Raw genomic sequence first — 13142 nt, 5'->3', positions numbered from 1 at the left:
GTTGGCGTAAACGTAAAAATTTATTGTTAAAATAAAAAAATTATAGGTCGTACTGCTTAATTTTTCGATAAAGTGTTCTTTCTGAGATGCCTAATTCGTCTGCGGCAGCTTTTCTTTTGCCTTTATGTCGTTCCAAAGATTTTTTGATAAGCTCCACTTCCTTTTGTTCCAATTTAAGCGTTTCTTCCTCTTCAACGGTTTCTGCCATTAAATAATTGCTGTCATCGTCGTCGTCAAATTCTTCCTGATCGATTTCGTGTTGTGGCGGCATCGTGCTTAATCTTGTCTCGTTTTCAAAATTGGAAACGGCTTCTTCTTTTTGCCCAAAAACTTTCTGGATAAGGTTTTTATTCATTTCCTGAACTTTGGAGCTTCCGTTCTGCATCAATTCCAAAGTCAGTTTTTTCAAATCATGCAGATCGCTTTTCATATCAAAAAGCACTTTATATAAAATATCCCTTTCTGTAGAAAAATCATTTTCCGATTTTTTTCCGCCAACAACAGAGGGCAGGCTTGTGCCTTCTACGGGAAGGTAAGATTGTAAAGTCTCCAATGAAATATCCCTATTGGTTTCCAAAACCGAAATCTGCTCAGCGACATTTCGAAGTTGGCGGATATTCCCACTCCAACGGTATTTCTGTAAAAAGGAAATAGCGCTATCGCTCAATTTTATTGGAGGCATTTTATACTTGTGTGCAAAATCGGAAGCAAATTTTCTAAACAACAGATGGATGTCGTCTTTTCGGTCGCGGAGTGGAGGCAAAGGGATGTCAACTGTGCTCAATCGGTAATACAAATCCTCACGGAATTTGCCCTTTTCAATTGCGTCAAACATGTTCACGTTTGTTGCAGCCACTATCCTCACATTGGTTTTTTGAACTTGGGAAGAACCTACTTTTATAAATTCGCCGTTTTCCAAAACACGTAATAAGCGCACTTGAGTGGTTAAGGGTAATTCACCTACTTCATCAAGGAAAATCGTTCCGCCATCTGCAACCTCAAAATATCCCTGTCGTTCAGCATTAGCGCCGGTAAACGAGCCTTTTTCGTGACCAAAAAGCTCACTATCAATCGTTCCTTCGGGGATTGCACCGCAGTTTACCGCAATGTATTTTCCGTGTTTCCTGTGCGAAAGCGAATGGATGATTCTTGGAATACTTTCCTTACCAACACCACTTTCACCCACAACCAGGACTGAAATATCTGTTGGGGCAACCTGAATGGCTTTTTCGATGGCACGATTTAATTTTGGGTCATTCCCAATAATCTCGAAGCGTTGTTTTATATTCTGGACGTTTTCCATGATTAGTTGATTTGCATTTCACTATATCCAATAGCTTCGCCAATCAAGGTTCCGCTGGTACAATTTGTAATTTTCACATTCACAAAATCCCCAATTTTATAATTTTCCCTAGGGAAAACAACCATAAAACTTTGTGAATTTCGACCCGATAAATCCTTGTCCGATTTTTTGGAAACTTTTTCCACAAGCACTTCAACGGTTTTGCCAACAAATTCCTTTGTTCTGATGCCGCTGTGAACGCGTTGTAAGTCGACGATTTCCTGTAGCCTTCTCAATTTTGTCTCTTCCAAAACGTCGTCTTTCATTTTTCTTCCTGCCAATGTTCCCGGACGTTCAGAATAGGCATACATATAACCGAAACCATATTTCACATATTCCATCAGCGCTAAAGTATCCTGATGGTCTTCTTCAGTTTCTGTTGGGAAACCGGCTATCATATCCTGAGTAATTGAACTTTCAGGAAGTATGGTGTTTATTTTATCAATCAATGTCATGTATTCCGCTCTTGTATGAAGACGGTTCATTTCTTTCAACACACGATCGCTTCCACTCTGAACCGGTAAATGAATGTGTTTGCAGATATTTGGATGTTTGGCAATTACATGCAGTACTTCTTCGTGCATGTCCTGTGGGTTTGAAGTCGAAAATCGGATTCGCATTTTAGGAAACTGAACGGCAACCATTTCAAGCAACTGCTCAAAGCCAACTGCCGTTGCTTTCTGCATTTCGGTAGCTTTTTCAAAATCTTTTTTCAAACCACCGCCGTACCATAGATAACTATCGACATTTTGACCCAAAAGAGTGACTTCCTTAAAACCTCTTTTCCATAAATCACGGATTTCCTCTAAAATGCTTTGAGGCTCACGGCTTCGTTCGCGGCCACGTGTAAATGGGACCACACAAAAGGTACACATATTATCGCAGCCTCGTGTAATGGATACCAGCGCAGTTACGCCATTGCTCATCAAACGAACCGGCGAAATATCACCATAAGTTTCTTCCTTGGATAAAATTACATTGATGGCATCCCTTCCGTCTTCAACTTCTTTCAGCAAATTGGGTAAATCCTTATAGGCATCCGGACCCACAACCATGTCGACAATTTTTTCTTCGTCAAGGAATTTTTCTTTCAGGCGTTCCGCCATACAGCCCAAAACTCCAACCTTCATTCCTGGATTTACTTCGCGTTTTACCGCATTGTATTTCTCGAGTCTCTTTCTAACGGTTTGTTCTGCCTTGTCCCTTATAGAACAGGTATTTACCAATACTAAATCGGCTTCCTCTAAAATTGTTGTGGTGTTATAACCTTCATTGGTCATGATGGAAGCTACGATTTCGCTGTCCGAAAAATTCATCGCACAACCATAGCTTTCTATGAATAGTTTCTTTGTGTTTTCTGGCTTTTGTTCTAAAACAAGACTTGTTCCTTGTAATTTTTCGTCAATATCCTTTTCCATAAAATAGTCTTCCTTAAGCGGGCATCAAAGATAATACTAATTTACAAAATATGACAAGATGGCAGAAGCGGTTTAACAAAAGATTAAACCCTTAAAGCTTTAGTCCGCTTTCCTTAAGGAATTGTAGCGCTTTATGTCAATGGCTTTTTCTAATGGCTTATTGTTTTCGATATAATCATATAAATCCATTGCCATGGCTGGTGCAAGCATTACACCACGGGTTCCAAGTCCGTTGAGAATGTGGATGTTTTTGTGGTTGGGATGTGTGCCCAATAAAGGACGTCTGTCTTTCACGGTTGGCCTTACACCGGCAAGGTGTTCGATTATTTCAAAATCGCAATTGAGCAGTTCTTTTATCCTGTCGATTAATTCCTGTCTGCCTTCATCTGTTGGAATGTTGGTTTTGTCATCCCAATTGTAGGTTGCGCCGACTTTGTAAAGATGATTTCCAAGCGGTAAAACAAAAACACTGGTATTGATGATTACATCCAAATCCAATTCAGGAGCTTTAATGATGAATAATTCACCTTTGGTTCCGTCTAATGGTAAATAATCAAAAAACGGATTAGAATGCATTCCAAATCCTTCGGCAAAGACAATATGCCGGGTTTTTAGGTTTTGATATTCGATATGGTCGTCAAAAATCTTTAAGGCTGCATAGTCAAATGCATTTTCGTTTAGCCAATTATTTTTTTTTAGGTATTGATGATACTCATTCAATAATGTAATAGTATCAACATAGCCGGTATTTAAAACTTCGCCATAACCAAAAGGCGAATCAATGCCATTGTATTTTTTATGGACGATGTTGGTGGATAGGAAAGGAGCGAGGTTTGGTTTATCTGAAGCTGTAAACCAGTTGTTCTGTTCTTCTACGGAAAAGAACTTTCTATAAATAGGGACTTTATAATCGAGCTGGATTGAAAGTTTCTGCTCAATGTCTTTATAAGTTTTATGGGCAATTTCAAGTTGTGAATTGGCATTCCAAACCTGGCTGAATCTTTTCAGGATAACCGGATTGTATAAACCACCGGCAATTTGGGTTGAGTTTTGCGAATGATTATCAAAAACGATAAACGACTTTCCGTGCTGCAAAAGTGTTTCTGCAAAAGCAATTCCGGCCAAACCCGAGCCAACGATGATATAATCCTGCATAATTTATAGCTAAAAAAAACTCCCACCGTAAAGATGGGAGTTTTATATTGTATTATGAAATATCTTTTAGTAATTCCACATGTCAGATTCAAAACTACGAATCTTCTCTTTTACCCTTTCGGATTCTAAAAGCTGATTCTGCGAGTTGTCCTTCATGTATTGTTGGATTTCCCTGTCACCATATACGTTTTCCTCTTTGTAAATCTCGCCGTTAAATCGTCGGGAATTCAGCAAATGGTCAAACGTGATGGGCATCGCGGAGTTTTTATCATTAAAGGCCTTCGACTCGTGGAGTATTTCTCTCACTGCAGGGAAGTAAACCCAAAATAAATCGATTACGTCAGCATTATCATTTCCTGCATCTCTTGCCTCAGGAGTAACCGGGCATAAAGCCAATAATCTGTATTTTAACTCACCTTGACGTTTGTCAAAATACCAGTATCCTTTGATTTTGTATCCGGAAATATAGCTCGCATCCAATTCTTTTTTATTGATATATTGAGGATCCAATACTTTTCTACCCGCTTTGTAATCATCATAGTAGTTGTTGATTTCATCTTTTCCAGCCTCGATGGTATCGATGTAGGTAAAAGAAGACTCCATATCTTTGAATGTTTTCTTGATATTGAAATAATCATCAACATATACTTCAGTGATTTTACCATTTTTGATGTTTTTTACCAATACATCAAAAAGGGCTCTTCTTTCTTTACCAACAAAAGCGGTATCGATAGGGTAGTACAATGGGAAATTAATTCTCTCATCAATATCGATAAACTCCCAGATGGTTTTACCCATTAATACATCCCTGTCATGAACATAACCATATGGCAATGGTTTGTCATTGTCAGAAATTAACTGAGCAGGTGTTTTCTTCCCAATCTCATCCGGAGTTTTGGAATTCAACAAGTTTGACTGAGCAAAAGTTGAAGCACTCAATGCTACTGCAAAAACTACTGATAAAAGATTTTTAATTTTCATAATTATTATAATATAAGTTATTTAAGTAGGTTTCTTTTCAACTTAAATTATTTATTGTATTTCGTAAACTACCGGCGCTGCCGTTTTGATTTCAATATTTGCAGCAGTACCAACGATTTTTGATTTGATGTCAAAAATAGTAATCTGGTCACCTTTTGTTGCTCTTGCTAATGCAGCTTTACATTGTGCATTAACTCTGTTTCCGCTAACGATAACAGCAGCCTGACCTGGAACTTTGAAGCTAAAACGGGTTACATCAAAATTTAAGTCATATAAGAAATCCTGTAATACTGCAGAAATCTGAGAAACCTCTAAACGTGATTTAGCACCTTTAACAATTCCAACCTGGCCTGCGATTGCACCTGCCGGAGCTGGGATGTTCTTGATTCTGAATACTTTTTTATCAGAAACGGTTTTACCATCAGACATTTTACCATTAGCAGTAATTACTACTTCAGTACCACTCTGTGGGTTTAGGTTGTATTTTCCTTTTCCTGCAGAAGATAATCCCGGAGCAGAAGCAGTAACGTTATTGTCAGCGATACCTGCGAAAGAGATTGTCATTGGGTTTGGTAAACCTCGGTATACAACGTTCATTTTATCTGCAGAAATGTTTGCAGAGTTTGGACGAGGCACAACCACATATTTACCTTCGAATTTCAAAGGCACTGGTTTACCATCTTCCATGAAAGAGAATGTACCATTGATGGTTTTTTCTCCAACACCACCTGCAGTCATCGAGATAACAGCTTGTCCGTTTTCGATTTTACCTGGTCCAGAGAAACTTGTTGGTACTGTGTTAGCATCGTATTTACCCAATACTACTTTACCTTTTACAGTTTCACCTTCAAAGAACACATTTTTCTCTAAAACTACCATTGCCTGGAAGTTTTTCAAAGACGCTGCCTGAGCGATCGTGTTTCCGATTAATGCATTGTAGATATCCTGTTCTGTCTGCTCAACGTCATTTTGCATACTTGTAAGTTTTGCAATAGATGCTACAGCTGGGAATCCTTCAAAGTGATACATTAAGTATTTTTTAGAAACTCCGTCTTTATCCTTAACATTATCTAAATTGAATTTAGTTTTAATGTTGTTGATGATTGGCTGATATTTAACGTCATTACCAAACACAGCAATTACGTTTTTCTTATAAGCTTCAATTTTAGAGATGATTTCATCTCCTTTTTTAGAATATTTATCACCTTCAAACCAGTGCTCGTCGATGTATCCACCTTTGTCCATTGCTTCGTATGGCAATTTTCCGGTTTTCTCATCTCTTTTGAACTCTTTTGAAACTTCTTCTTTCAAACTTCCTAAGTAAGCGTAAAGCTCTTTAGAATATTTTTGAACTTGGTTCGCTTTATCTAATGGTGCTTTAAAACGAGCTGGCTCATCTTCTGCCTTTTGCTCTAAAGTACCTAATAAACTTTTGTTGTATTCTTCAGAAAATTTATTAACGCCTTCAAATTTTTCGTTCATCAAACCGAAAGCTGTCAATACTTCTTTTGACATGTTCAATGCCAACATTGCGATGAAAACCAGGTACATCAGGTTAATCATCTTCTGCCTAGGGGTTAGTTTTCCTCCTGCCATTTTTTCTAATTAGTTTAAATTATTATTTTGGTTTAAAATATATAGTTATAAAACTAATTATCCTTTATTACTCATTGCAGAAAGCATTCCACCGTATACATTGTTCAATGTAGATAGGTTAGAAGTCAAACTTTGCATTTGATCTTTTAATTTTAAGTTGTTTTCAGCAACTTCGTTATTGATTTGAGCGTTTCTCTCAGCGCTTTGAACTTGTACGTGGTATAATCCATTTAAAGTTTCAAGTTGAGTTGCTGCTTTAGTCATTTCTTCAGCATATTTTTTAGTTGAAGCTACAGAGTCAACAGTTGGAGAGATAGCTTTAGCTGCACCTTCAAAGTTTTTGATGCTGTTTCCTAAGCTTTCCATTAATTGACCATCGATTTTAGCCTCTTTCAACATAGCGTCTAATTTTTGAGACAATAATCCCTGAGCATCTTCTGGTTTTTCTTTTTTATCTTTTGCTTTAGCTTCACCTCCAGCTAATTCTGGATAAACAAGAGACCAATCTAATTCATTATCAACAGGGTCAAAAGCTGATAAACCAAAGATTAACGCTTCTACAGAAAGACCTACAATAAGCATTAAACTTGCTCCTGTCCAGTGTTGTATTTTAAATAATGCTCCTACGATTACAACTGCCGCTCCCATACCGTAAGCGAAATTCATTGTTTTTTTGCTTAATAATGCCATAATAATAAAAATTTTAGTTAGTTAAGTTAATATATTCAAGTTAGTTTAAAATTACTTTTTAGGTGCAGCGTTCTTAGTTACTTTAGTTCCCATGTAATCCTGTACTGTACGGAATCCAATATAACTTCTTGCTGAATCTGCGTATTCAAAATCCCTGGTTCCTACCTGTAGGAAGTAAGCAACATCTTTCCATGAACCACCACGAACTGCTTTTCTCATGTTCTTGGTATCAGAAACGTTTGGATTGATTGAAGAAACATATTCATAAGCTGCGGCATCATAAGATGAATCAGTCCATTCAGCTACGTTACCAGACATATTGTAAAGGTTATATCCGTTTGGCTCATAAGATTTTGCTTCAACAGTATACAAAGCCTGGTCTGCTGCGTAATCTCCTCTATTTGGTTTGAAGTTAGCCAGGAAACAACCTCTGTCATTTTTAGCATATGGTCCTCCCCAAGGGAAAGTTCCTGACTCCAGACCTCCTCTTGCAGCATATTCCCATTCTGATTCGATTGGAAGACGGAATGAGTTTGTTAAATCCTGCTTTTTCTTTTTAGATTTAATGTAAGCGTTTTTGTTTAAGGTTCTCCAAGCACAAAATGCTTTAGCCTGTTTCCAGCTTACCCCAACAACTGGGTACTGAGCATAAGCCTGGTGCCAGAAATAATCATTGTGCATTGGCTCATTGTAAGAATAAGCGAAATCCTTAATCCAAACAGTAGTATCAGGATAAACAGCCTGTTGCTCTGTTCTGATGAATGAACTTCTTTTTCCAACTTTAGCTTTAGCTGCAGCCTGGATGTCCATCCAAGAATATCTGAATTTCAATTTTTTAACGTCAATTGTTCTCAAACCATTGAATGATTCTGCAATTGGTAGATACATTGTATCCATAACTTCAGTGTAATACTCGTCCGGATATTTTTTAGTATCTTTTATAAGTTTGATTTTTTTGTTCAGTCTTCTTCCGGCATAAGGATCGTCATCAGTTCCTACACTATAATAATTCTCATACATGTATTTGTCGTACGGAGTCATTTTAGCCGGATCTGTATCAGCGAAAGCAAAATCTCCGATGCTTCCACCTTTTCCGCCACCTTTTCCACCTTTACCTGTAGAAGTTTGCCCAACCTCATCTGCAAGAATAGCCAAACGAACTCTTATTGTAGAGTCTTTTACCCATTCCACAAATTGGCGGTACTCACTATTCGTGATTTCAGTCTCATCCATATAAAACGAACGGACCGTAACCGTTTTAGTAGGTGCATCCTGCATATTTGCTGGGTCATCGTCAGATTTACCCATAATGTATGCTCCACCAGGAACTAAAGTCATTCCAAATGGCTTTTCTGGATGCCATTTTTTTCCTTTAACTCCTACCAATTCACCTTTATCGCTAGATCCACCACAACTGGTTAATAAAGCTAAAAATGACGCAAATGTTATGAACTTCTTCATATGTATATTTTGGGGTTAATTTGAATAATTTTTTAAGGGCGTAAACCTATTTATTATTTTTCAAAAAAGCAATTAATTAATATTAAATTTCTCTGTTAATTCTTTCAACATATTAATTCACATTCCAAAAATAGAGTTATTGTTAATATAAAAAAAATATTTTATCGATAAAATGCACTTTTTAACGATAAAATGCTGTTTTTTGTCTATTTTGTAAGTTTTACGCTATAATATGTCTGGTTTTTATTCTTAAATACTATTTTTTCGCTGCGCTTTCCACCATCTTTCAGGTATTTCATTGTTGCACGCAGCAAGATATTCTTCATGCGAACAAGGTAATAACGTATTTTTTTTCAGTTTATTGTGTTGGCCTGCAAAAAAATTTATTTCTATCCACCATCGCCCTGTTTTGTTGCTTTTATAGAAAACCAATTCCTCACTTTCCATCGGAACGATATATTTCAGATAGTTTTCTTTTGTTCCAAAAGGATATTCATTGGAGCGGTAATTTACCCCTTCAATAAAATACCAGATTATCTGGGCAATAAGTACCGATTCTTCCCTTGTATTATTATGGTTGAAAATCCCAAAAGAACTTACCTTATCACTTATGCCGGAATATCTTGATAAACTACAGATTTCCTTCCCGTCAAAACCGTTAGGTGTAAAAGTAACAAAATTTCCTGAATACGAAGACTTTACAGCATTCAAATCTATGCTAACGATATCTGCATCGCGGAATGTTGGCTCTGCAAGTTCAATATTGTTTGAAATTTCTCCTAATCTGTAAGCGTCAAAATAGAGTTTTTCAATCAAATCTATTTCTTCCTGTGAGTTGAAATAGGTTTGGTATCCTATGTTACTGAAGTTAAAAAGGTTGTTTGGTTCGTCCAGTACAATCTTAGATAAATAGGAATTAGCCGAAATGCCTTCTTCCTGTTTGCCAAAATCAAATTTACTGTCTATCGAAACTAAATTGACCATTTGCTCCTGATTATCATAGGCTCTGTATAATGGATACGTTAAATCCTGAGTACCGCCTATAACAATCGGAATGATTCCTTTTTTTATAAGTTTGGAAGCTACTTTCTGTAGGGCAAAATAAGTATCCTCCAAAGAGTTTCCTGCTATGATGTCTCCCAAATCGGCAATAGAGCTTTGCCAGTTTCCGGGAAATAAGCTGTATAATTCCTTTCTGGCGGCGTCAAGGTTGACTTCGTCATCTACGAAGTTTGCTATGCCGCGATTTTCGAGCACGCCAATAATGGCAATTTTTATTTTATCGATATCCGGAAAATCCTTTTCAGTATGGAAAGCAACTTTACTTCCCAAGTGCTGTGATGACAATCCTTTTATGTATTGAACAATTTCATTATCAACAGGCGACAGAAAATCGAATTCCATAGTTTATTTCTTTTTTGCAGGTGCTTTTTTGGTTGTGGTTTTTTTGGCTGCAGCCTTTTTAACCGGAGTTTTGGCAGCAATCATTTCTTTTACTTGCTCCAAAGTCAGTTTGGACGCATCGATATCTTTGTTTAATTCGATTTTGGTTTTTCCTTTAAGGATTACCGATTTTCCCCAACGGGCTTTCTCAACCACTATGCCTTCTTCTTTCCAGTCGTGGATAACCTTATCGATGTTTTTTTGTAATTTCTCTTCAATAAGTTCGGTAATGTCAGCCTGCGATAAATTATCGAAGTTGTATTTTTTACTTACGTTGATGAAGATTCCGTTCCATTTCAAGAATGGTCCAAAACGCCCAACGCCTTTTTGAACCGGCTCATTTTTATAAGTAGCAATCGGTGCATCGGCCTGAGCTTTTTCATTGATCAGTTCCTGAGCCCTATCCATAGTTACATCTAATGGATCTTCCCCTTTTGGCAATGAAATGAATTGTTTTCCAAAACGGACATAAGGTCCAAAACGACCATTGCTTACTTCAACTTCTTCTCCTTTATAAGTACCCAGATTTTTTGGCAGTAAAAATAAATTCAGTGCTTCTTCCAAAGTAATGCTTCCGATATTCTGTTCCTGGCGTAAGCTGGCAAATTGCTTGTCTTCATCATCGGCTTCACCAATCTGTGCAACCGGGCCAAATTTCCCTAAACGCACCAAAACCTGTTTTCCGGTTTTTGGGTCTGTGCCCAATATTCTTTCTCCGCTTTCCCTTTCGGCTGTGTCCTGGACCAAAGTTACATTCGGATGGAACTTATCGTAGAACTCCTGCATCATTTTCGCCCAGTCGATATTGCCTTCGGCGATTTCGTCAAAATCCTGTTCCACCTTAGCGGTAAAGTTATAATCCAATATCGTAGAGAAATTCTTAACCAAAAAGTCGTTTACGATTGTCCCGATATCTGTTGGGACTAATTTCCCTTTATCGGAACCGGTATTTTCAGTTAGGGTTTGCTGCCCAACTTTATTGTCTTTCAGCGTAAGCTGTGTATATTTTCTTTCAACGCCGTCAAGATTTCCTTTTTCAACATAGGTCCTTGCAATGATGGTCGAAATGGTAGGCGCATAGGTTGATGGTCGTCCAATTCCCAGTTCTTCGAGTTTCTTTACCAAAGAAGCCTCGGTATATCTTGATGCCGGCCTGGTGTATCTTTCAGTTGCGGTGATAAAATTGTTTGCCAATTTTTCTCCAACTTTCAAAGCTGGCAGCATTCCTTCCTGTTCTTCATCATCATCGTCATTGCCTTCCAAATAGACTTTTAGGAAGCCTTCAAACTTGATTACTTCTCCTGATGCCTGGAAAACTTCTGAATGATTATTGGCTTCAATCCTCACATTCGTTCGTTCCAATTCAGCATCGCTCATTTGTGACGCCAAAGTTCTTTTCCAAATCAAATCGTATAAACGTGCCTGGTCTCTTTCCACATTAATGGTGTGGCGCGACATATCGGTAGGACGGATTGCTTCGTGGGCTTCCTGGGCACCTTTGCTTTTTGTGGCGAAGGTTCTTGGTTTTGAAAACTCCCTTCCGTAAGATTTTGTAATTTCAGCTTCAGCAGCATCCATTGCTTCTTTTGAAAGATTGACGCTGTCCGTTCTCATATAGGTAATCAATCCTGCTTCGTACAAACGTTGAGCAATCTGCATCGTAATTCCAACCGGAAGATACAGTTTACGCGCGGCTTCCTGTTGCAAGGTTGATGTTGTAAATGGTGCAGCAGGTGATTTTTTGGTAGGTTTGGTTTCCAAATCTCCTACCTTATATATAGAACCAATATTTTTATTTAGGAAATCTTCTGCTTCTTTTTGGGTTGCAAAGTTTTTAGGCAGTTTGGCCTTAACCACTTTTCCCGCTTCGTTGGTGAATTCAGCCGTAACCGAATAAGAAGCTACTGCCTTAAATTCCTGTATTTCCCTTTCTCTTTCAACAATCAATCTCACAGAAACCGATTGTACACGTCCGGCAGATAATCCGCCTTTTACTTTTTTCCATAAAACCGGAGAAAGTTCATACCCAACCAATCGGTCTAAAACTCTTCGTGCCTGTTGGGCATTTACTAAGTTGTAATCGATTTCCCTTGGGTTTTCGATGGCTTTCAGGATGGCGTTTTTGGTGATTTCGTGGAAAACGATTCGTTTCGTTTTGTTTTTGTCTAATTTCAGTTCTTCCGCCAAGTGCCATGAGATGGCTTCCCCTTCGCGGTCCTCATCGGAAGCCAACCAAACCGTGTCGGCATTTTTGGCTAGTGATTTTAGTTTGGTAACTAAAGCTTTCTTGTCGGAGGAGACTTCGTATTTTGGCTTGAAACCATTGGTCACATCAACTCCGATTTCCTTAGAAGGCAGGTCTGCAATATGACCGTAGCTCGATTCTACCTGGAAGTCGGGTCCTAAAAACTTTTCAATTGTTTTTGCCTTAGCCGGTGACTCAACGATAACTAAATTCTTTGCCATATCACGATTGTTTATGTCGGCAAAAGTAAACGTTTTTTTTAAATTTCCGATTTATGGTAACTTTTTAACGATGAAAGGGTAAATTCCTGAATGGACAAGATACAGCCAAAAGTGTGGAATAGCCCCGATGGAAGCTAGCTACCATGTAGCGCGGACAGCGGGACAGTACATCCTGATTCAAGATAATGTTGTGCTCCTGAATAATTATTCCTTTACAGCCTCTTTGTCAAAACTAACAAACATATTAATGTAAATGTTCCGCGACAGCCTTAGGTTGACAGGCATGAGAATTATAAGCGCCAGGATGATGGAAAGGAAGGATTCGGTGATGTCCATGCCCATAAAAATCTTGGTGATGATGAAAACCGCAACACCCAGGGCGACGGTCAGTCCGTAGTTAACATACATGGCGCCGTAAAAAAATGACGGCTCAAGCTGGTACTGCAAACCACAATGGCTGCAATGCTCATGCATCTTAAAAAGTTTAGGCAAATTGTACGGATTTCTATCAACATACATTCGTTCTTCCTGGCATCTTGGACAAGTTCCTGTTAAAATGCTATTTAGTTTGGATCCTTTTTTTAACATTT

General features: G+C 38.1%; 10 protein-coding genes. All 10 read right to left on the bottom strand.

The genetic code is table 11. The features are described from left to right. Positions 1-40: 40 nt before the first annotated feature. The 10 genes from L1S31_RS01405 to L1S31_RS01360 all read right to left on the bottom strand — a co-directional run bounded on the left by L1S31_RS01405 (position 41) and on the right by L1S31_RS01360 (position 13140). Positions 41-1303, bottom strand: coding sequence for a sigma-54 interaction domain-containing protein (locus tag L1S31_RS01405; protein WP_236461148.1), 1263 nt, complete (start codon positions 1301-1303; stop codon positions 41-43). Between the two features lie 2 nt (positions 1304-1305). Further along, positions 1306-2760 (bottom strand): tRNA (N6-isopentenyl adenosine(37)-C2)-methylthiotransferase MiaB, encoded by a 1455-nt coding sequence (gene miaB, locus L1S31_RS01400; protein ID WP_236461146.1) that lies wholly within the window; start codon positions 2758-2760, stop codon positions 1306-1308. A 99-nt stretch (positions 2761-2859) separates the two neighbouring features. Then, entirely contained in the window at positions 2860-3915 is a 1056-nt protein-coding gene (locus tag L1S31_RS01395; RefSeq protein WP_236461144.1) for an NAD(P)/FAD-dependent oxidoreductase, read from the bottom strand. A gap of 66 nt (positions 3916-3981) precedes the next feature. Next, positions 3982-4896, bottom strand: a complete 915-nt coding sequence (porN, locus tag L1S31_RS01390; protein WP_236461142.1) for a type IX secretion system ring subunit PorN/GldN — start codon at positions 4894-4896, stop codon at positions 3982-3984. Between the two features lie 51 nt (positions 4897-4947). After that, positions 4948-6492: a type IX secretion system motor protein PorM/GldM gene (gene porM, locus L1S31_RS01385; RefSeq protein ID WP_236461140.1), complete on the bottom strand. Its 1545-nt coding sequence runs from the start codon at positions 6490-6492 to the stop codon at positions 4948-4950. A gap of 57 nt (positions 6493-6549) precedes the next feature. Beyond that, a complete protein-coding gene (gene porL, locus L1S31_RS01380) occupies positions 6550-7182 on the bottom strand; it encodes a type IX secretion system motor protein PorL/GldL (protein ID WP_236461138.1) in 633 nt (210 codons plus the stop codon). Between the two features lie 51 nt (positions 7183-7233). Continuing rightward, entirely contained in the window at positions 7234-8643 is a 1410-nt protein-coding gene (porK, locus tag L1S31_RS01375; protein ID WP_236461136.1) for a T9SS ring complex lipoprotein PorK/GldK, read from the bottom strand. A 249-nt stretch (positions 8644-8892) separates the two neighbouring features. Further along, positions 8893-10047 (bottom strand): formimidoylglutamase, encoded by a 1155-nt coding sequence (locus L1S31_RS01370; protein ID WP_236461134.1) that lies wholly within the window; start codon positions 10045-10047, stop codon positions 8893-8895. A 3-nt stretch (positions 10048-10050) separates the two neighbouring features. After that, positions 10051-12552, bottom strand: a complete 2502-nt coding sequence (gene topA / locus L1S31_RS01365) for a type I DNA topoisomerase (RefSeq protein WP_236461130.1) — start codon at positions 12550-12552, stop codon at positions 10051-10053. Between the two features lie 204 nt (positions 12553-12756). Next, entirely contained in the window at positions 12757-13140 is a 384-nt protein-coding gene (locus L1S31_RS01360) for a DUF983 domain-containing protein (protein WP_236461127.1), read from the bottom strand. Positions 13141-13142 lie beyond the last annotated feature (2 nt).

This window comes from Flavobacterium wongokense (assembly GCF_021608265.1).
Lineage (GTDB): Bacteria > Bacteroidota > Bacteroidia > Flavobacteriales > Flavobacteriaceae > Flavobacterium > Flavobacterium wongokense.
This window is presented reverse-complemented; position numbering and strand designations above follow the sequence as displayed.

What these genes read in the sequence shown, in the direction of transcription:
- L1S31_RS01405 (WP_236461148.1), bottom strand. Translation starts at nt 1,303, where the DNA reads ATGGAAAACGTCCAGAATATAAAACAACGCTTCGAGATTATTGGGAAT.
- miaB (WP_236461146.1), bottom strand. Translation starts at nt 2,760, where the DNA reads ATGGAAAAGGATATTGACGAAAAATTACAAGGAACAAGTCTTGTTTTA.
- L1S31_RS01395 (WP_236461144.1), bottom strand. Translation starts at nt 3,915, where the DNA reads ATGCAGGATTATATCATCGTTGGCTCGGGTTTGGCCGGAATTGCTTTT.
- porN (WP_236461142.1), bottom strand. Translation starts at nt 4,896, where the DNA reads ATGAAAATTAAAAATCTTTTATCAGTAGTTTTTGCAGTAGCATTGAGT.
- porM (WP_236461140.1), bottom strand. Translation starts at nt 6,492, where the DNA reads ATGGCAGGAGGAAAACTAACCCCTAGGCAGAAGATGATTAACCTGATG.
- porL (WP_236461138.1), bottom strand. Translation starts at nt 7,182, where the DNA reads ATGGCATTATTAAGCAAAAAAACAATGAATTTCGCTTACGGTATGGGA.
- porK (WP_236461136.1), bottom strand. Translation starts at nt 8,643, where the DNA reads ATGAAGAAGTTCATAACATTTGCGTCATTTTTAGCTTTATTAACCAGT.
- L1S31_RS01370 (WP_236461134.1), bottom strand. Translation starts at nt 10,047, where the DNA reads ATGGAATTCGATTTTCTGTCGCCTGTTGATAATGAAATTGTTCAATAC.
- topA (WP_236461130.1), bottom strand. Translation starts at nt 12,552, where the DNA reads ATGGCAAAGAATTTAGTTATCGTTGAGTCACCGGCTAAGGCAAAAACA.
- L1S31_RS01360 (WP_236461127.1), bottom strand. Translation starts at nt 13,140, where the DNA reads ATGTTAAAAAAAGGATCCAAACTAAATAGCATTTTAACAGGAACTTGT.